At 67.4% G+C, this 18,888-nt stretch carries 18 protein-coding genes; 8 read left to right on the top strand and 10 right to left on the bottom strand.

Features of this window, described 5'->3' with window-relative positions:
- Window positions 1-663 precede the first annotated feature (663 nt).
- Window positions 664-1,920 carry an IS701 family transposase gene (locus ACQPZW_RS31720; protein ID WP_433788504.1) on the top strand — a complete coding sequence of 419 codons (1,257 nt, stop codon included), beginning with the start codon at window positions 664-666 and terminating at the stop codon, window positions 1,918-1,920.
- Between the two features lie 146 nt (window positions 1,921-2,066).
- Here the strand turns inward: ACQPZW_RS31720 and ACQPZW_RS31715 are convergent, their stop codons facing one another.
- Window positions 2,067-3,464 (bottom strand): IS701 family transposase, encoded by a 1,398-nt coding sequence (locus tag ACQPZW_RS31715; RefSeq protein ID WP_433789699.1) that lies wholly within the window; start codon window positions 3,462-3,464, stop codon window positions 2,067-2,069.
- Window positions 3,465-3,629: 165 nt separating this feature from the next.
- On the opposite strand from ACQPZW_RS31715, the gene ACQPZW_RS31710 reads away from it, so the two are divergent.
- Together ACQPZW_RS31710 and ACQPZW_RS31705 are read left to right on the top strand one after the other, a co-directional pair.
- Window positions 3,630-4,715 (top strand): IS630 family transposase, encoded by a 1,086-nt coding sequence (locus tag ACQPZW_RS31710; protein ID WP_433789698.1) that lies wholly within the window; start codon window positions 3,630-3,632, stop codon window positions 4,713-4,715.
- Between the two features lie 118 nt (window positions 4,716-4,833).
- Entirely contained in the window at window positions 4,834-6,060 is a 1,227-nt protein-coding gene (locus ACQPZW_RS31705; protein ID WP_433789470.1) for an IS701 family transposase, read from the top strand.
- A gap of 386 nt (window positions 6,061-6,446) precedes the next feature.
- Here the strand turns inward: ACQPZW_RS31705 and ACQPZW_RS31700 are convergent, their stop codons facing one another.
- The gene (locus ACQPZW_RS31700) at window positions 6,447-7,544 is read right to left on the bottom strand and encodes a YihY/virulence factor BrkB family protein (RefSeq protein WP_433789697.1); all 1,098 of its coding nucleotides are present in this window, start codon (window positions 7,542-7,544) and stop codon (window positions 6,447-6,449) included.
- Window positions 7,545-7,882: 338 nt separating this feature from the next.
- On the bottom strand, window positions 7,883-10,105 hold the full coding sequence (locus ACQPZW_RS31695) for an ATP-binding protein (protein ID WP_433789696.1): 2,223 nt from the start codon (window positions 10,103-10,105) through the stop codon (window positions 7,883-7,885).
- A gap of 117 nt (window positions 10,106-10,222) precedes the next feature.
- On the opposite strand from ACQPZW_RS31695, the gene ACQPZW_RS31690 reads away from it, so the two are divergent.
- The 4 genes from ACQPZW_RS31690 (at window position 10,223) to ACQPZW_RS31675 (ending at window position 12,837) form a co-directional block, all read left to right on the top strand.
- A complete protein-coding gene (locus tag ACQPZW_RS31690) occupies window positions 10,223-10,450 on the top strand; it encodes an ANTAR domain-containing protein (protein WP_433789695.1) in 228 nt (75 codons plus the stop codon).
- 41 nt (window positions 10,451-10,491) lie between these two features.
- The gene (locus ACQPZW_RS31685) at window positions 10,492-11,211 is read left to right on the top strand and encodes a GAF and ANTAR domain-containing protein (protein ID WP_433789694.1); all 720 of its coding nucleotides are present in this window, start codon (window positions 10,492-10,494) and stop codon (window positions 11,209-11,211) included.
- An 80-nt stretch (window positions 11,212-11,291) separates the two neighbouring features.
- A complete protein-coding gene (locus tag ACQPZW_RS31680; RefSeq protein ID WP_433789693.1) occupies window positions 11,292-11,867 on the top strand; it encodes a hypothetical protein in 576 nt (191 codons plus the stop codon).
- Window positions 11,868-11,886: 19 nt separating this feature from the next.
- Window positions 11,887-12,837, top strand: a complete 951-nt coding sequence (locus ACQPZW_RS31675) for a DUF389 domain-containing protein (protein ID WP_433789692.1) — start codon at window positions 11,887-11,889, stop codon at window positions 12,835-12,837.
- Window positions 12,838-12,953: 116 nt separating this feature from the next.
- Here ACQPZW_RS31675 and ACQPZW_RS31670 read toward each other — a convergent pair whose 3' ends face one another.
- Complete coding sequence (locus ACQPZW_RS31670) at window positions 12,954-13,466, bottom strand: flavodoxin family protein (protein WP_433789691.1); 513 nt, start codon at window positions 13,464-13,466, stop codon at window positions 12,954-12,956.
- A complete protein-coding gene (locus ACQPZW_RS31665; protein ID WP_433789690.1) occupies window positions 13,463-13,732 on the bottom strand; it encodes a hypothetical protein in 270 nt (89 codons plus the stop codon). Before ACQPZW_RS31665 ends, ACQPZW_RS31670 begins: the two co-directional genes overlap by 4 nt.
- Window positions 13,733-13,829: 97 nt before the next feature.
- Here ACQPZW_RS31665 and ACQPZW_RS31660 point away from each other — a divergent pair, with 97 nt between their 5' ends.
- Window positions 13,830-14,918 carry a zinc-binding dehydrogenase gene (locus ACQPZW_RS31660; RefSeq protein WP_433789689.1) on the top strand — a complete coding sequence of 363 codons (1,089 nt, stop codon included), beginning with the start codon at window positions 13,830-13,832 and terminating at the stop codon, window positions 14,916-14,918.
- A gap of 140 nt (window positions 14,919-15,058) precedes the next feature.
- On the opposite strand, the gene ACQPZW_RS31655 is transcribed toward ACQPZW_RS31660, so the two are convergent.
- The 5 genes from ACQPZW_RS31655 to ACQPZW_RS31635 all read right to left on the bottom strand — a co-directional run bounded on the left by ACQPZW_RS31655 (window position 15,059) and on the right by ACQPZW_RS31635 (window position 18,427).
- Window positions 15,059-16,420, bottom strand: coding sequence for an RAD55 family ATPase (locus tag ACQPZW_RS31655; RefSeq protein WP_433789688.1), 1,362 nt, complete (start codon window positions 16,418-16,420; stop codon window positions 15,059-15,061).
- Window positions 16,421-16,422: 2 nt separating this feature from the next.
- A complete protein-coding gene (locus ACQPZW_RS31650) occupies window positions 16,423-16,587 on the bottom strand; it encodes a hypothetical protein (RefSeq protein WP_433789687.1) in 165 nt (54 codons plus the stop codon).
- 275 nt (window positions 16,588-16,862) lie between these two features.
- Window positions 16,863-17,609: a GAF and ANTAR domain-containing protein gene (locus tag ACQPZW_RS31645; RefSeq protein WP_433789686.1), complete on the bottom strand. Its 747-nt coding sequence runs from the start codon at window positions 17,607-17,609 to the stop codon at window positions 16,863-16,865.
- A 105-nt stretch (window positions 17,610-17,714) separates the two neighbouring features.
- Complete coding sequence (locus tag ACQPZW_RS31640; protein ID WP_433789685.1) at window positions 17,715-17,984, bottom strand: ANTAR domain-containing protein; 270 nt, start codon at window positions 17,982-17,984, stop codon at window positions 17,715-17,717.
- Window positions 17,984-18,427: a GAF domain-containing protein gene (locus ACQPZW_RS31635; RefSeq protein WP_433789684.1), complete on the bottom strand. Its 444-nt coding sequence runs from the start codon at window positions 18,425-18,427 to the stop codon at window positions 17,984-17,986. Before ACQPZW_RS31635 ends, ACQPZW_RS31640 begins: the two co-directional genes overlap by 1 nt.
- Between the last annotated feature and the right edge of the window lie 461 nt (window positions 18,428-18,888).

Below are 18,888 nucleotides of genomic sequence, written 5' to 3'. Positions count from 1 at the left end.
ATGGGGCAGCGGTCGCACCTCGCCGACATGACCGCGTCCTTGATCGGCTCCGCCCTGCTCCGACAGGCCTGATGCGGTGGTGGCGCTGGAATCCGGTCGCGCCGATCAGCGGGGCCAGGTCGGCGACCGCCGGGACGGCGGCGGCCCGCCGGTTGGCGGTCAGCGGGGCGAGCAGGCTGGCGGTGATCTCGGCGCGGGTACGGCCCTGCGGCGCCGTGGGGCGGCGATCACCGTCGGCCAGGTGCATCGGAAACGAACGTCTGCGATGGACCCCACGACCGCGCCGATCGGGTGAAGGTTTCTCGCCGGCCGGGTTCGCCTCGGAATCCACGGCTGGTCTGCCCTTCACTCAACGGAACCCAGCTGGTCGGCGCTGTCCCGGCAGCCGATAGCCCGCCAGCGCACGTTAGGGAGAGACGGGGGAGTCCGCAGCACGTTCCAGCCCAGCACTCCGGAGACTCCTTCCAGGCAGTGGCCGACGGTCACGCCGTTCATCCACGGGAGGCTACGGCGATGGATGAGATCCGAAACTCGAGCCCGCGACCTCTACCCCTGCCCGCGCCTACCCTTCGGGGTTCCTGTCCGGGCTGAGGCCTAGTAGTACTTTGTCACTTCCGGGTGACTGGTGATGATTTCCGATCAGTGGCTTGGTTTCGTTGAGGTATGCGCGTAGTTGGCGTCGAGCGGTTGCGTGAGGATCTCACCGAGTACACCGCGGATGTGTTCGCGTCGTTGTCACGCTCCGGTTGGCAGGACCGGGCGGGTTGGTACCTGTACGGGTTGATGCTCGACGGTCGGCGTAAGTCGATCCAGCCGATGGCCGTCCGCCTCGGCGGGGCTGTGCACGAGCAGGCGCTGAATCACTTCGTGACCAACAGCCCGTGGCCGGTCGAGCCGGTCCGCGCCCGGATCGCCGAACTCATCGACGAGGCGGTAGAGCCGCAGGCGTGGGCGATCGACGACACCGGGCTGCTCAAGTGCGGTACCGCGTCGCCGTGCGTGGCCCGCCAGTACACCGGAACCGCGGGTAAGGTCACCAACTGCCAGATCGCGGTGAGCGTCAGCATGGTCACCGACATCGCGTCGTGCCCGGTCGACTGGCGGCTGTTCGTGCCCGAGTCCTGGGATCCGGCCTCGCCCAAGGCGCACCCGGACGTGCACCAGCGGCGCCGCAAGGCCGGTATCGCCGACGAGATCGGCCATCGGGAGAAATGGCGGCTGGCCCTGGACATGGTCGACGAGTTGATCGGCTGGGGCCGGCAGCCGCCGCTGATCGTCGCCGACTCCGGTTACGGCGACAACGCCGAGTTCCGTTACGAGCTGGAGCGGCGCGGGCTGGGCTATGTGGTGCAGGTCAGCGGTGACCTCAACGCCTACCCGCTCCCCACGCGGCGTACCACTGTCACGCACGGCCGCATCGGCCGCCCACCGGTCCCGCGCTACCGTGATCCGGAATCCACCCTGCTCGCACTCGTCACCGCCGCCGGCGGGCAACAGGCGGCCCGCCGCGTCACCTGGCGGCAGGGCTCACGCCGACGGGGCGGACAGCCGCAGATGATGTCGTCGCGGTTCGCGATCCTGCGCATCCGCCCGGCCGGACGGGTGCTGCGCCGCTTGCATCGCGGCCACGATCTACCGGCGGCGTGGCTGATCGCGGAATGGCCGCGCGGCGCAGCCGAGCCGGTCAAGTACTGGCTGTCCAATCTGCCCGAACGCATCGCGAGACGGACGCTGGTGCGGCTGGCGAAGCTGCGCTGGCGCATCGAGCACGACTACCGGGAAGTCAAGACCGGTCTCGGCCTCGATCACTACGAAGGCCGCACCTGGCAGGGCTGGCACCACCACGTCACCCTCATCTCCGCCGCCCACGCCTTCTGCACCCTGCAACGCCGGGACCCAAAAACCCGTGCGCCGGAATGACCCTTTACGGCGTACTCCGACGCCTGCAACACCTGCTCGTCTTCCTGCTCGGTACCTGTCCGACCTGCCAAACTCGCTTCCCGCAACGGAAACAGAGCCGACGGCGAAGATCATGACAAAGTACTACTAGCGGTATTTTGTCGTCTTTATGGCGGTAGGTAGAGGTTGAGGGCGTGGCCTCTTCCGACGGCGTTGAGTAGCTGCTGGAGTTCGCGGGGTGGCGGTCTGTCGGTCCAGGCTGTCCAGCAGCGGTGCAGTAGCAGCCAGGGGGTGAGCCAGGCGCGGACGGCGCGTAGCGCTTTCGGCCAGCTGGGTTGCTCAGTGGTGGGGCCGGGGTCGGTGCCCCCTCTCTCCGGAGCCGTCGGGGACAGGTTCCGGGGAGTCGCGATGTTGTCGCTGGTGGATGGCGGGTCGAACCAGGTGTCCCAGCAGAACGAGAAGGCGCAGTTGACGAGGGTTTGATGCCGACGGATCGCGGTCGCGGAGCGGACTTGGAAGTCGGCCCAGCCCAGTTCGTCTTTGACCTGCTTGTAGCTTTGCTCGATCCAGTGCCGGATCCCGTAGAGCCGCGCGACCTCGGTCAGGTCTGCCGGCTCGTGGACGGCATTGGGAGTGTCGTGGGGGCCGCTGGGTCGGGGCAGGTTCGTGGCCAGGTACCAGGTGGCCTTGTCCGGCAGGGATTCCGGGTCGGTGGTGGCGATCACGAGGCGGGTATGCCCGTCGGGTCCCCACCAGCCGAGGCTGGCGTCGGTGGCCCACCAGGTCTCGGTGTGCCCGTCGCGGAAGGTTCGCGTGACCGGGTGCCAGCCGCCGGGATCGTCCGGGCCGGCCCAGGGCACCGCGCGGGCGGCGTCGCGCGGTGTGTATGCCTCGGCGCCGTATTGCCAGGTGCCTCTCGACGGCTTGAGTGCCATGACGAACCCCAGCCCGCTCTGCCGCAGCACACCACGCAGGTCGTCGTGCTCGCCGTAGAAGCTGTCTGCCACCACCGCTCGGCACATCACGCCCGCTGCTTGCGCTGCGGCGATCAGATCGGCGGCGATCTGCAACTTGGTCCGGAACCCGGGATCGGCCTGCTTCCGAGGGAAATGCGACGCTGGGGTGTACGCCTCGGCGTGCAACGGGTAGTAGACGCGTTCGTCGGCCCAGACGGTAGTCACGGTGACGATGCCGTTGTCGGTCTTGCCGTACCGGCCCAGCCACTGCCGCCCGACGTGCGCCGTCGCGGAGCCGTCCTTACGGTCGCCGGAGTCGTCGATCGCGATCACCCCGCGGGTGTGCGGCGCGGTCGCCGGATCGTTCACCAGCAGCTCGAGACGCCGCTGGTTGATCTCGTCCGCGTCCCATGTGGACTGCGACAGGAAGTACTGCAACCGCTGCACCGCAGCATGCTGTGCCCCCACGACCGGCTCGGACCCGGCCAGACCCGTCAAGGTCTTGTTCCGGTCGCGGGGAGCGAGCAGTCCGGTCAGATATTCACGGAACCCGCGCCGCTGGGCCAGCCGGGAGAACAACTCGTCGAAACACGCCGCGTAGTCTTCCAACGGACCCGCAGCCGGCGGACACACCACACGAGCCACCCAGCACTCCAACGCTCGACAAACCAGTTGCCGAACGCAACGCCAGACACCGCGGAAAGGTTACGAAGCCGACAAACCACCGCTAGTGTCCTGAGTCGTTAATTCGTCGGTAGTGGGTAGGCTTCGGTCATGCCGGGTCGGGTTGCTGCTGTCGTCGTGTTGTCCGAGGCCGAACGGTCGCAGTTGCTGGCGTGGGCGCGGCGGAGGAAGACCGCCAGTGGACTGGCGATGCGGTGTCGGATCGTGCTGTCCGCAGCGGAGGGTCTGACCAACGCGGCGATCGCGAACGAATTGGGGATCACCGACGACACCGTTCGTAAATGGCGCAACCGGTTCGCGGCCGACCGTCTCGACGGATTGACCGACGAGCCACGGCCGGGCCGGCCCCGCACGATCGCGGATACCGACGTGGAACGGGTGATCACCACGACCCTGGAAACGACGCCGAAGGACGCCACGCACTGGTCGACACGATCACTGGCCGCCGAGGTCGGGCTGAGCCAGACCGCGGTGTCACGGATCTGGCGGGCGTTCGGACTGCAACCACACCGCCAGGACACCTGGAAACTGTCGAAAGACCCCTTCTTCATCGACAAGGTCCGCGACGTCGTCGGCCTATACCTGAACCCACCGGAACGCGCCGTGGTGCTGTGCGTGGACGAGAAGTCCCAGATCCAGGCCCTCGACCGCACCGCCCCCGTGCTGCCGATGCTGCCCGGCACCCCGGCCCGCGCCACCCACGACTACGTACGGGCCGGCACGTCGAGCCTGTACGCCGCACTGAACCTGGCCACCGGCAAGGTGATCAGCTCACTGCACGCCCGGCACCGGGCCATCGAGTTCAAGAAGTTCCTCGTCACACTCGACCGCGAAGTCCCCGCCGACCTCACCGTGCACGTCGTGCTCGACAATGCCTCCACCCACAAGACACCGACGATCCGCCGATGGCTGCTGGCCCATCCCCGCTTCGTCCTGCATTTCACCCCCACCAGCAGCTCCTGGCTCAAACTCGTCGAACGCTGGTTCAGCGAACTGACCACCAAGAAACTCCAGCGCAGCACCCACCGCAGCGTCCGCGCCCTGAACACCGACATCCGCGCCTGGATCGAGACCTGGAACGACGACCCACGCCCCTACGTCTGGACCAAAACCGCCGACCAGATCCTCGAATCCATCGCGCGCTACTGCCAACGAATTAACGACTCAGGACACTAGCGGTGGTTTGTCGGCTTCGTAACCTTTCCGCGGTGTCTGGCGTTGCGTTCGGCAACTGGTTTGTCGAGCGTTGGAGTGCTGGGTGGCTCGTGTGGTGTGTCCGCCGGCTGCGGGTCCGTTGGAAGACTACGCGGCGTGTTTCGACGAGTTGTTCTCCCGGCTGGCCCAGCGGCGCGGGTTCCGTGAATATCTGACCGGACTGCTCGCTCCCCGCGACCGGAACAAGACCTTGACGGGTCTGGCCGGGTCCGAGCCGGTCGTGGGGGCACAGCATGCTGCGGTGCAGCGGTTGCAGTACTTCCTGTCGCAGTCCACATGGGACGCGGACGAGATCAACCAGCGGCGTCTCGAGCTGCTGGTGAACGATCCGGCGACCGCGCCGCACACCCGCGGGGTGATCGCGATCGACGACTCCGGCGACCGTAAGGACGGCTCCGCGACGGCGCACGTCGGGCGGCAGTGGCTGGGCCGGTACGGCAAGACCGACAACGGCATCGTCACCGTGACTACCGTCTGGGCCGACGAACGCGTCTACTACCCGTTGCACGCCGAGGCGTACACCCCAGCGTCGCATTTCCCTCGGAAGCAGGCCGATCCCGGGTTCCGGACCAAGTTGCAGATCGCCGCCGATCTGATCGCCGCAGCGCAAGCAGCGGGCGTGATGTGCCGAGCGGTGGTGGCAGACAGCTTCTACGGCGAGCACGACGACCTGCGTGGTGTGCTGCGGCAGAGCGGGCTGGGGTTCGTCATGGCACTCAAGCCGTCGAGAGGCACCTGGCAATACGGCGCCGAGGCATACACACCGCGCGACGCCGCCCGCGCGGTGCCCTGGGCCGGCCCGGACGATCCCGGCGGCTGGCACCCGGTCACGCGAACCTTCCGCGACGGGCACACCGAGACCTGGTGGGCCACCGACGCCAGCCTCGGCTGGTGGGGACCCGACGGGCATACCCGCCTCGTGATCGCCACCACCGACCCGGAATCCCTGCCGGACAAGGCCACCTGGTACCTGGCCACGAACCTGCCCCGACCCAGCGGCCCCCACGACACTCCCAATGCCGTCCACGAGCCGGCAGACCTGACCGAGGTCGCGCGGCTCTACGGGATCCGGCACTGGATCGAGCAAAGCTACAAGCAGGTCAAAGACGAACTGGGCTGGGCCGACTTCCAAGTCCGCTCCGCGACCGCGATCCGTCGGCATCAAACCCTCGTCAACTGCGCCTTCTCGTTCTGCTGGGACACCTGGTTCGACCCGCCATCCACCAGCGACAACATCGCGACTCCCCCGGAACCTGTCCCCGACGGCTCCGGAGAGAGGGGGCACCGACCCCGGCCCCACCACTGAGCAACCCAGCTGGCCGAAAGCGCTACGCGCCGTCCGCGCCTGGCTCACCCCCTGGCTGCTACTGCACCGCTGCTGGACAGCCTGGACCGACAGACCGCCACCCCGCGAACTCCAGCAGCTACTCAACGCCGTCGGAAGAGGCCACGCCCTCAACCTCTACCTACCGCCATAAAGACGACAAAATACCGCTAGTCCTGGACAGTCCAAGGCCATGAGGGCCATTCCATCCACCCGGTCCAGGTGGGCGCCACGGTGTTACCTGTTTAGTCGAGCTGCTTACGTTCGGACGTCATGTCTGCAACAGCACAGCTTCGCCATATCCGTCGGTTCTTCGGGGACCCGATTCCTCGCACGGCTCTCGATCGGGCGTTGTTGTGTTGGCCGGTCTACTTCTGCCACGGTGGATCTGGTCGTTTGTGCTCGGTGGGCCGGGCTGGGCGGCTCGTGGGTGGCGGCGCATCAACAGGTTGAAGTTCCTCCGCTTCGGCGACCGGGTGGTTGTGGTTCTCGCCAGTGGGTGTGGGCTTGGTGAAGGTGACGTCGATGTTTTCGAAGCCTTTGCTGCGTTGGGAGACGGCTTGGTCGGTGTAGGCGCGGGTGTCGCCGCTGGTGAGTTCGACGTTGTTGGTGAACGGGGTGAGCAGTGCGCGGGGATAGAGCCGCTCGACGCGGACGACGTTGATCTCGGCGCATAGGACTACCGCGACCGCGCTGATGTAGAAGAAGGCGAGTAGGCCGAGTACCAATGCGAAAACGCCGTTGGTGGCGCTGGCGCCCTTGACCACATGCTCGACGTAGGCCACTCCGAAGGTCTGCAGCAACTGCCAGACCACCGCGGCGCCGATCGCGCCGGGTGCGACGTCCATCACTGCTAGGTGCCGGGCGGTCGCGAGCCGGAACGCGAAGACGAAAATCATCGCGTTGATGAGGACCGCCGCTACGAGCAGGAGGATCTTCAGTACGCCGCTGAGCGATCCAGCGCTGCCGCTGCCGAAGGCGGAAAGCGTGGTGGTCCCGATGGCGGCCAGCCCGGCTGTGCCTAGCAGGAGCACGCTGCGACCGCGGGCTTTGATCGGGTTGGGTCGATTGTTGCGTGGGATCCGCCAGGTCGTGTTCATCGCGTATTGCACGGCCTGAGCCACCCCGAGGCCGCCATAGAGCGCTCCGAGAACGCCGATGACCAGACCGATCGTACCGCCGCCGATCCGGGACGGCTCCTGCAACTGACTGCCGACGATCGGGAATTCACTCAACGCGGAGGTGAGGATGCGGTGCTGCAGGTCCGGGTTGCCTGACAGGACGTACCCCAGGATCGTCGTGGAGAGCAGCAGCAAGGGGAACATCGAGACGAACGCGTAGTAGGCGATCAGGGCGGCGAGGTAGTTGCCCTCGTCGTCGAAGAATTTGTACAGCACCGCCAGTGGGAAGCTCGCCCAGGCATGTTCACGCTGAAACCTGTCGATACGCCCGGGGTCGCTCATCATAGGTACCTCTTACTACAGCAGTCGGGGCGAGCAGACGAGGTGAGGCGTCGAAAGCCAGAGTGGCTTCGCCCGGCGCCGACGTCGCTGGCCGCTGCCGGGCAGCGGGTGGCGCGCCGACCGGAGACCGCATCGGCGAAGCCGCGTCGGGGTCCTCCGTCACGCTGGTGGGGTGACGGCGTCCCAGCGTCGGCGCCTGTGCACTCGACCGGGACGTGACGCTGCACGACGTCTCAGAACCCGGTGCGGTGCGTTTGCCCGTCGGCGCCTGGGCCGTCGATCAGGTTTCGCAGCAAGCGGCGGACGGCCTGGTCTTCGGCACTCGCATCGACTACCGGGCGTTATCGATGCCGAGTCGCGTCGTGTGTGACGTCGGTTGTCGTTACCCGCGACTGCTCCGGTGGTCTTGCTGCGGGCCGGTCGTTGGGGAGCCGGACGGTGATCGTGGTGCCGGGTGGGTCGTGGTCGGTGGTGGCGGTGATCGTTCCGCCGTGTTGTTCGATGATGGTGCGGGCCAGTGACAGTCCCAGCCCCGTTCCGGGGACGGCGTTGGTGATGGCGCCCTGGGTGCGGAAGAAGCGTTGGAAGAGTCGTTCGCGTTCGGCGCTGGGAATGACCTGCCCGGTGTTGGACACGGTGAGCTGGGTGGCGGGTCCGTCGGTGGTGACGGTCGCGGTGATGTGGCTGCCGTCGTCGGCCGAGTCGGCGGCGTTGGTGAGTAGCTCGCCCACGACCTGGATGAGCCGGCGCTCGTCGCCCCACAGGATGGCTTCGTCGGGTACGTCGATGTCGAAGGTGACGTCGTTGTCGGCGAAACGGGTGCGGATGGTGGCGGCGGCGGTCTGCACGATGGCGCTCAGGTCCGTGCGTCGGGATTCGACGGTTACGTGGCCGGACTGCAGGCCGGCGATGTCGAGGAGTTTGTCGATGATGATCTGGAGGCGGCCGGTGTTGCGGTTCATCACCTGCAGCATCTCGACCCGGTCGGCGGCCGGCAGGTCGGGGTCGTCGATCATCAGGGCGGTGTACGACAGGATGCTGGTCAGCGGTGTGCGGATCTCGTGGCCGACCAGGGCGATGTATTCGTCGCGGCTGTGGCCGAGTTCGGTGGTCAGGTCCCAGCCGCGGCGGCGTTCGACGAACTGCCCGATGTGGGCGGCGATGCCGGTCATGACGGCGGTGCGAACATCGTCGCGGTGTTCGGTGTAAGCGCTGTAGCAGGCCAGCACGCCCCGGGTGACCGATCCGATGGGCACCGGCACGGTCACCGCCGAGCGCAGCAGACCCCAGTCGAGAGACTGTGCACGGGCGTCGGCGTCGGTGTGCAGGTCCGTGGCCCAGACCGCTTCGGAGGTCTGCCAGGCTCTGCCGGGCATGCCTTGGCCGTGGTCGAGCCGGTCCGGTAGGCCGGGCGGCAGCAGTTTGCGCTTATCGGTCCACCACAGATGCCGGTGCAGGACGTTGCCGACCTCGTCGATGGTCCAGAATTCGGTGGCCGCCCAGTCGAGTATCCGCCCGATGGTGGCGATGACTTCGCGCAGGAGTTCGTCGCCGGGGCTGGTGTCGGAGCCGGACAGCAGGCGCCGGATCGTCAGCTCGCAGTCCTTCAACACGGTTGCGGTGTGCCGTTGGGTCACGTCCTGCAATGTGACCACGGCGCCCAGCGATTCACTGTCGGCGTTGGTGATGGGCTGTGCGTCGGCGAGCAGCATCGAAGGTCGCTGCTGCCGCCGTTCGACCGTGATCTCCGCTTCATGCAGGCGCTCGCCGGCGAGCGCCCGTTGGAGCGGCCCTACGGCGGGAGGCAGCGTCGCGGCAGGGGTCTGGGCCAGCTGCTGCCGGGTCCATGCCCGCAGGTCGATGTGGTCGGGCAACTCGCCGTTGAGGTCCTGATTCGCCTTGTTCGAGAAGATCAGCCACCCGGCGGCGTCGCACGCGGCTACACCGGTCCGCAAGTTGTCGAGCAGGGCGGCCAGCAGCCTTTGCACATCATCGGCCCGTGCGGCGGAGTGTTGTTCGCCCACGAGCGCGGTGCACGCCTGTGCCCCTTGGCCCACCACGGTGAGGTGCTCCGGCTGCCACCGCCGCGGCTGGTAGTCCAGCGCCGCGCACACTCCCGCGACCGCACCGTCGCGGATCGGATAGCCCAGGTAAGCGCGTTCACCCGCCGCACATGCCGGCGTCGTCGCCGGTACCCGGTCATCAGCGAGGACGTCGCTGATGACCACGGGGACTCCCCGCGAGATCACCAGGCCGTCCAGGGTCGACGACACGGGGACCGAGGCAGAATTCATCCGGTGTGATGGCAGACCGTACGCGCCGACGAGCCGTAACTGTTCACCGTCCAGCAGGTGAACCGTCGCGGTGGGTGCTTGCGCGGCCTGCGCCACCAGCGTCACCAGATGATCGGCTGCGGCCTGCGGCAACGTAGGCCCCGACCCCAGAGTCATCCCGACCGGCTCTGGGCGGCCGCCGCCGCCCGTACATTGTCGGCCCGGCTCGTTCGGTCGCGTATCGGCAAAAGCCACGAAAAGAATATTACCGACACTGATTGCAGATTGCATGCCGACCACGACCTGGACGCACGGCAATGGCCCACCCCCGGGGCCACAGAAGCGGAGGTGGTGTGAGGCTCAAGCGGCGGTGCCGCATGGCCGCGTCAGCTGCCATGGGCGGTCACGATGCTGTCCGACGGTCAGGGGCAGGGCGGTGACGAGCTGTCGAGCGGCGAGTCGATGGCCGGGCCGGTCGTACTGTTTCAGGCCCAGGGCATGGCGATGATCCAGATCGGCGGGACGCTTGCCGAGGCGATGGCCCGGATCCGGGCGCACAAATACGCGGAGAATCGTCGTTTGATCGATGTCGCTCGCGACGTCATCGCGGGTAACGTGCGGTTCGACCAGGACTGAGCGAATAGCGTGACAAGTTATCGGATGCCTGGGAGGTATCAATGAGCACGGTATCCGCCGAACGGCTTTCGAAGATCTTCGTCGAGGTCGCCGACACGTTGGTGGACGACTTCGATCTGCTGGACTTCCTGCACATGCTCGCGGTGCGCACCGCAGACCTGGTCGGCGCGTCCGCGGTTGGTCTGCTGCTGGCCGACCGGGACGGCCGGTTGCAGTTCATGGCCGCGTCCGACGAGCGGGCCCGGATCCTGGAGATCTTCCAGGTGCAGGACAGAGAAGGCCCCTGCTTCGACGCGTTCCGCACCGGGAAGCCGGTACTCAACGAAGATCTCCAGGGTTCGGGGGAGCGCTGGCCAGCCTTCACCCGGCACGCCCTCGCCGCCGGTTTCGGCTCGGTGCACGCGTTTCCGATGCGCGTGCGCCGCGAGGCCATCGGCGCGCTGAACGTCTTCGGCAACACGCTCGGCGGCACCTTCGACGAAGCGGACGTGCAGGTCGTGCAGGCGCTCACCGATGTGGCCGTGATCGGGCTGTTGCAGGAACGCGCGATCCGGCGTGGCGAGGTGCTCACCGAACAGTTGCAGGGCGCCCTGAACAGCCGGATCGTCATCGAGCAGGCCAAGGGCGCTGTCGCGCAGGCACACGGCCTGTCCGTCGACGAGGCGTTCACGGCGCTGCGCGGGTACGCCCGACGCACCAACCGAAAGCTGACCGATGCCGCCCAGGACATGCTCGCTGATCCGAACAAGCTGATCTCCTGACCGAGCACCGACCCGCATGCGGACCGCCCGGGAGGACGAAGTCGCACGAAGGGGCCGGATCCGGGTCGCGAGCGGGGCCGGTGGAGGGGTGGATTGATGCGACCGGCGGGCGCATCTTCGAACACCTCCAAGCACGTCACCAGCGCCGACCGGTCCGCGACCTCTACCACTCCGCACTTCAGGTACGCCTGGGCGCGCAACGCTTCGTCATCGAGATGACCCCGGTACTCGGTGGCGGCACAGCCGACCGCGGCGTCGTAGTCGAGGGCCCCGTAGGTTCGCGGCTGCTCCGACACTCGCCGGCGTTCCGGTACGAGATCAGGCGCTGGCGCGACGGCACCATCCCCGACGTGGCCGAAGCCGTTGCCGGCCCGCATATCGTCAGCGCGGACGCCGCCCGGGCACGTGAGGTGTTACGCCTGACGCCGCTCGTCCCCGCACTTGTCTGGGGCCGTGACGAAGCCCGTACCGGCGAGATGTGGAATTCCAACTCACTGACCGCCTGGCTCCTGTCCGGCAGCGGCCACCGGATGGAAACCATCGGCCCACCCGCCCGCGGCCGCGCACCTGGATGGCACGCCGGCTTGACCATGGCCGCCCGGCGCCGCGGTCAGCCCGTATCGCGGGAGGCGGCCGTAGACTCTCCCGAGCTGTGAAGATCGTGAGGGGCCGTCCATGCTGCATCTTCGGGTCATCGCGCCGCCATTGGTGAGCGCACGCGTGCAGCAACTACTGGCGGACGACGGCGCCGTCACCCACCTCGTCGTGCACCCCGGCGCGGCGAAGTCCCCGGCAGGTGACGTGGTGGAGTGCGATGTCGTCCGGGAGGGTGCCAGTCACGTGCTCGACTGCCTGCGTGGTCTGGGCGTCGACCGCGACGGTGCCATCATCGTCGAGAACGTCGACGCCACGATGTCCGCCTCCGCGGACCGGGCCGCCCGCCACACTCCAGGGCTCGGCGTCGATGCGGTGGTGTGGAACGAGATCGAGCAGCAGACCGGCGAGGAGACGGCCCTGTCGGCCTCGTTCCTGACCTTCATGAGCGTGGCCACGGTGATCGCCGCTGTCGGGGTCCTGCTGGACCAGCCCATCCTCATCGTCGGGTCGATGGTGGTCGGCCCCGAGTTCGGGCCCCTCGCCGCACTCTGCGTCGGTCTGGTGCAACGCAAGTTCGCGCTGGTCCGCCGGTCCACGGTGGCGCTGGTGGTCGGCTTTCCGATCGGCATGCTCGTCACCGTCATCGCGGTGTGGCTGCTCACCGCCGCCGGGCTGGTGGACAAGTCGATGCTGCTGGCCGACCGGCCGCTGACCGAATTCATCTGGCGACCCGACGCCCTGTCCTGGGTGATCGGGTTCCTCGGCGGCATCGCCGGCATCCTGTCGCTGACCTCTGCCAAGGCCGGCACCCTGGTCGGTGTGCTGATCTCGGTCACCACGGTGCCCGCCGCGGCCAACGCCGCCGTCGCCGTCGCCTACGGGGTGAGTAACGAGGCGTACGGATCAGCGGTGCAACTGGCCGTCAACCTCGCCTCGATCGTCCTCGGGGGAGTGCTGACCCTGCTGGTCCAGCATCTGGCCTGGAAACGGCCGCGCCGCACCGCGAATCACGCCGGAGTTCAAGGCTGATATAGCGCACCGATGTCAGCGTGGGGGATCGGGCCGGGTGATGACGGCACAGAGGTGCGGGCATGCCGTACCAGCATGTCGGGACGACATCGCAGGGCCGGTCTACCCCACCCTCATCACAGAGGCAGCACAGGGCGCATGGTGCCGGCCAGCGTGCCGGCCCACCGGCGGGCCCGATCCAACTCGCCGTCGACAAGGGGTCCCTTGATGCCCGCCAGATGAAAGGACTCCGCGGCAGCCACCATGGTGCAACCCAGCACCCGTAACCGCCGGTCCGCCATCCGGGCGGCGGACCCGGGCAAGGAAGGCTTGTACAAGTTGGTGTCAAACGCCGCCGCCCGCACCTGCGGCAGCCAGGGCGAACAGCCGAGATACTCGCGGAGCCCGACCTCGCGAACACGGACCTTGGCCATGCCGTGCCAAGTCGCGACCACGCGGGTCCGGTAGGGGCCCACGCCGAATGCGTGCGCCGGAGCGCCGACCACGAGCAGATCCGTGTCGCCGACCACCGGCATGGCGCGTACGTCGGCGACGGTGACCTCGAAGCCGATTCCCAAGCCTTCGGCGACGGCGCGGGCGATCGCCTCCGTGTTGCCGAACATCGATTCGTAGACGACGAGTGCATTCATGGCAGCCTCCTTACGGCATCGGACACCTCTCGAGGACCTGCCGCAGGTGGGGCGACGAACCGCAGCGACTCGTTGCGCACGTTACGGCCGAAGATCAGCCCGGTCGCGCCGACCGACATGGATTCCTGTGCCTTCTGTAGCATACGCTCATCGCTGGCTCGGGCACCGGCAGAGAACGGCACCATGGTGCCGTTAACGGCGCAGAACACCACTTCGATGCGTCCGACCGGACCGGCGCCCAGCCGTACCGCCACCTCGCCGGCCACGACGAGCCGGACCTTCGTTCTTGGGGCCCTTTCCCACGTTGGTAGACCCGCGCCCGGCTCACCCCGTCGGGCTGAACGTCCCTGCCGACCCCAGTCGGTGGAGGACAATTGTTTACCTGGAGCCATCTACGTCAGGAGGGTCGCCGTGAAAGGACTGGTGTACGGCGGACCGGGAGTCAGATCGTGGACGGAAATCCCCGCTCCGGTCATTCAGGAGCCACGGGACGTGGTGATCCAGGTTGATGCCGTCACGATCTGCGGCACCGACCTGCACATCCTCGGCGGTGATGTGCCCGAGGTGGCGGTCGGCCGGGTCCTCGGCCACGAGGCGGTAGGCACCGTTGTCGAGACCGGCAGCGGCGTAAGCGGGATCACCGCGGGCGACCGGGTGCTGGCCTCGTGCATCTCGGCGTGCGGCATCTGCCGGTTCTGCCGCGAGGGAAGCTACGGGCAATGCCTCGGCGGCGGTGGCTGGATTCTCGGCCACACGGTCGACGGCGTGCAGGCCGAGTACGGCCGGATCCCGTTCGCCGACCAGTCCACCTACAAGCTGCCGGAGCAGGTGAGCGACGAGGCGGCGGTGCTGCTCGCCGACATCCTGCCCACCTCTTACGAGGTCGGCGTGCTCAACGGCCGGGTCCAGCCCGGCGACACCGTCGTGGTGGTGGGGGCCGGCCCGATCGGGCTCGCCGCCGTCATCACCGCACGGCTCTTTTCACCCGCGCACATCGTCGTGATCGACAAGGCCGACAGCCGGCTGCAGGCGGCGAAGACGTTCGGTGCCGACACCATCGTGCGGGCCGGTGCGGAGGACCCGCTCACCGCGGTGCGGGCCCTGACCGGAGGGCTCGGCGCCGACGTGGTGATGGAAGCGGTCGGGTCCCCGCAAACCTTCGAACTCTGCACCACGCTCGTACGCGCGGGCGGGCACATCGCCAACGTCGGCGTACACGGAAAGCCAGCCACCCTGCACCTGGAAGACCTGTGGATCCGCAACATCACCATCACCACCGGCCTGGTCGATACGTACTCCACACCGAAACTGCTCGGCATGCTCGTCGCCGGGCAAATTGATATCGAGCGGATGATCACCCATCGGTTCGGTCTGGACCAGTGCACCGAGGCGTACGACGTGTTCGCCGATCCCATCAGCAGCGGGGCGCTCAAGGTGGTCCTGTCGCGATAAGGATCTATGGACCGTCGCCGACGGCGTCGTGACCGCGGCACACTCGCCACCCGCCCGCTCAAGTTATGAAGTGACGGGGGGAGTCCGCAGCACGCTCCAGCCCAGCACTCCGGAGACTCCTTCCAAGGAATGCCCGACGGTCACGCCGTCCGCGTCGATCGTGAAGGCGAAGACGTTCTTACTGTGGTGCTGTTGCGCATTTTGACGACGCTCAACGTGCGGCCGGTGATGTAGGTCATCTCGATGTAGCGCAGCAGGATCACGTTGTGGAACAGGAACGACACTCCACCGACGGGCTCGGGACTGGGGCCCAGGATGGTGGTTTCGCTGGTGACGAGCAGGGTGGCGCCGGCGGCACGGATGATCCCGGTCAGGCTGCGGGCGTAGGCGGGGAACCGGTCGGATTCGCGGGCGGCGAAAACCATCTCCGCGAGGCTGTCGATCACCACCCGGCGGATCGACCCGCCGGCCAGGTCCTGACGGATGCGGGCGGCGAGCAGGTCCAGGTCCAGTTCGCCGAGCGGCACATGGTGAACCACCAGCTTCCCGCTCTCGGTGGCGGTGCTGAGATCCCAACTGAAACCTGCTGCCATCTTGACGAGCTGTTCGGCCGTGTCCTGGAAGGTGACGTAGAGGCAGCGTTCGTCCTGAGCGATGCCTTCGGCGACGAACCGCAGGCCGCAGATGGTCTTGCCGGCTCCGGACGGCCCCAGCATGACGGTGGCCTCGGCGGTGCCGATCCCGCCGCCCATGAGCTCGTCGAGCCCGGTGATGCCGCTGCGGATCCGGCCCGTGACCTCGGTCGCCGGACCGGTGGAGAGAGTTTCGATGCGGGGGAAGACCTCCAACCCGCCGGGGCCGATGCGGAAGGTGTGTTTGCCTTCCAGGTGGTGGGTACCGCGCATCTTCACTACCCGCAGCCAGCGCCGGTCGATCGGTTCGCGGGGCTCGTAGGCGAGGTGGATGATGGCGTCGGCCAAGGCGAACTCGACCCCGGACGCCATTTCCTCCTGGGTGTACTCGCCGAGCAGCAGCAGCGCCGATTCGGTGTGGGCGACCCTGCTGATCAGGTCGTAGAACACCATCCGCAGCTCGCGGTCCTCGGTGAAGTCCCGCAACGCCTTCGCACTGTCGATGACCACCAGGACGGGATTCTCGTCCAGCGCCTTACTCGCCACCTCGTCGACCAGCGACCTCATCCGGCCGGCCTGATCCTGACGGATCAGATCACCTAGGTGCAGATACTCCACCCGCGAGCCCAGCACCTGGGGAGCGAAGAAGCCGAACGGGGCCAGATGCCGGACCAACTTGGTGTGCGGTTCGGACAGGGTCGTGTAATTCACCGACCGGCGCTGGGGTGTGGCGTCGGCGAAGCACATCTGCTGGGCCAGGATCGTCTTGCCGGTCCCCGGCGCGCCGGCCAGCACCGTGACCGAACCGGGCTCCAACCCGCCGCCGAGCACCACGTCGAGTCCGGGCACGCCCGTTGCCAGTCGAGTCACCTTCAGCCCACCTTCTGTGCCATGAGCGCGGCCGCCGCGGCCAGCAGCTGTTGCGGTGTCCAGGGTTTGGGCAGCACCGCGTCGGCGCCGCCGCCCGCGCACGTCGACCGTGACGTGACGCTGCACGACGTCGCTGAACTCAGCGCCGGAACCGGGTAAACCCGCACCAGTGACCCGTGCTCGCCCGGCTACCCGCTGAGTGCCGACGGGCTGCGTTCACCGTCAACGGCTGGTAGTGCGCAGATTGTCCCCATCATCGGCGATTTCGCTGTCTTCCTACGTGGCCGCCAATTTCCGGTTGATCAAGGGCATGTGGGTGGGCGGATGCCGTCTCGGAGCGCGTCGTCGTCGGGTATGGCCGGTGCAGCGCTGCTGTTGTCGTCTCGACGGCGGCACCCCGGCCGACAGTGACTTGCGGGTGTGCGGCAGCCTTCGGTCCCGGTCACAGTGGTGGAGCGGGCGTTTCATGCGGAGGGGCCAGGAAGGGAGAGGTGGCCACGTCCGATCCGCTGATGATCGTTTCGGCGAGTGTGGCCAGACGCTGGTTATGGTTGCGCGCTGCGTTGCGCATGGTGGTGAAGGCGTCTTCCATGCTGATCTGGAGTCGTTCGGCGAGTACGCCTTTGGCCTGTTCGATCAAGATGCGGCTGTTGAGTGCGTTCTGTAGTTGCTGGGTGAGGACACTGCTGTCATGGATGGCGCGTTGCTGCAAAAGCCCTATCGTGGCGACATCGGCCATCGCTTGCCCGATGCGTACCTTGTCCGGAGCGAGTACGCCGGGTGTGGTGTCGAAAAGGCTGAGGGCGCCGATGATGTTGGTCCCGTGCCGCATCGGGAGCGCGTGAACGGCCGCGAACCCCACTCCCGCGGCGGCCGCGGTGAATCGGGGCCATCGGCCGTCGTGGGGTAGGTCGGGGACCGATACCGGTGTTCCGGTGTGGTAGCAGTCAAGGCACGGGCCTTGGTCGGCCTGCAGCTGGAACAGCCCCAGCAGCCGGGTCCGCTCCGACGAGGCGGCAACCAGCTGCAGAGCGCCTTGACCCTCGGCGAGGAGCAGCCCCGCGGCGGAGACGTCCAGGAACTTCACGCAGCGTTCGGTGAGGCTGTGCAGGAAGTCGACCACATAAAAGTCGTCGACAAGCGTGTCGGACAATTCTACGAAGACATCCGCCAAGTGGGTTTCGATCACGTCGTCACCTCGTCACGCAGTAGTCCAATCGGTTGGCCGCGGTGAGCAGGGTCGCAGGCGGTCGGCCGGCCGTGGGCAGAGCGCGGTTACCCCCGATCGGTGAAATCAATCGATGCTCTCGTCGCGGTCGAATCGCAGCATTCGGGTGACGACGTCGCCGGCAACGTCGTGCAAAGCCCGGTCGGTGGTGAAGGCGTAGGCGCGGAGCCTGACCAGGGCCACGGCGGCACTCACCCCGAGCTGCACGCTCATCATTCCGGTTGCCTGGTGGACCGCGGGATGTTGCAGTGCGGTCCGCTCCGGAAGGCCGTCCATGCCCGGCGGTGCGTCGGGGTCGATGTCCAGCAGCAGGGCGCATGCCAGCTCCGTCAACATCAATGCGTCTGCCAGCGGCTCGCCCTCCAGAGCCCCGGGGCTCGTCGGTACAGGTCCATGACTCCGAGCCGGACCCCGCCGACGCGCAGCGGTAGGGCGAAGACCGCGTGGATGCCGCAGCGAATCGCCGCTGGGGCGAAGGCAGGCCAGCGGGTGAGAAATTGCGCGTCGTCCAGGTCGGCGATCAACGACGGCCCGTTGGCGATGGCCTCGGTGCTGGGTCCCTCGCCGATGGTCAAGGCGAGGTCTTCCAGCGCATCGGCCAGCCCGTCGCTGGTGTACAGCGTTTCGCGAGGGGTGGTGGTGAGGGTCACCACGATGGCGGCGGCGTCGATCCCGGCGAGGGTGAGCATTGCTGCTACGACATTGTCGATGGTGGCGGTGCGACCGTGGGCGAGTTCGACAACCACGCTCCAGAGACGCATTTTCCGGTCCATGATCATCGCGACACCGGATACGCGGTGAAGGCCGGGTGGATGTGCCAGTCGGGCCGAACCGCCGTGATCGGTTCAGCAGAGGCCAGGTGCCAGTCGGGGGCTCTGACAGCACGGTCGCCACCGGCCGGACTGGGCCGGGGATCCTCCTGCTGCCGTAGCTGTGGGCACGGCGGTATGTGGTGATCATGGGTTGCGGTCATTGTCGAACGACACCTCATCCTGCCGTGGCGTAGTGGTGCTGGCCTCGAAGCGCCACCTGCGCGGACGCGATAGTGGATTCGTCCTGGTAAGAGGAGAAGCGCAGCGGCCGGACCGTAGCAATGGCGTCAAGCGACAGGACAGATGCGTAAGAAGGCCCGCCGCGGCCGAAGCTACATGTCAGGTTCCGGGGACCACTTGCGATAAGGGCGCAGCGATCTTCGCGGCTGCGAGGAACGTCGACGCGCCCGGGCCAGCTACTACACGCC

Source organism: Actinoplanes sp. CA-252034, assembly GCF_050956125.1.
In the GTDB taxonomy this organism is placed as follows: Bacteria; Actinomycetota; Actinomycetes; order Mycobacteriales; family Micromonosporaceae; genus Actinoplanes.
The sequence above is the reverse complement of the archived record's forward strand: the minus strand, read 5'-3'. Positions and strand labels throughout refer to the sequence as shown.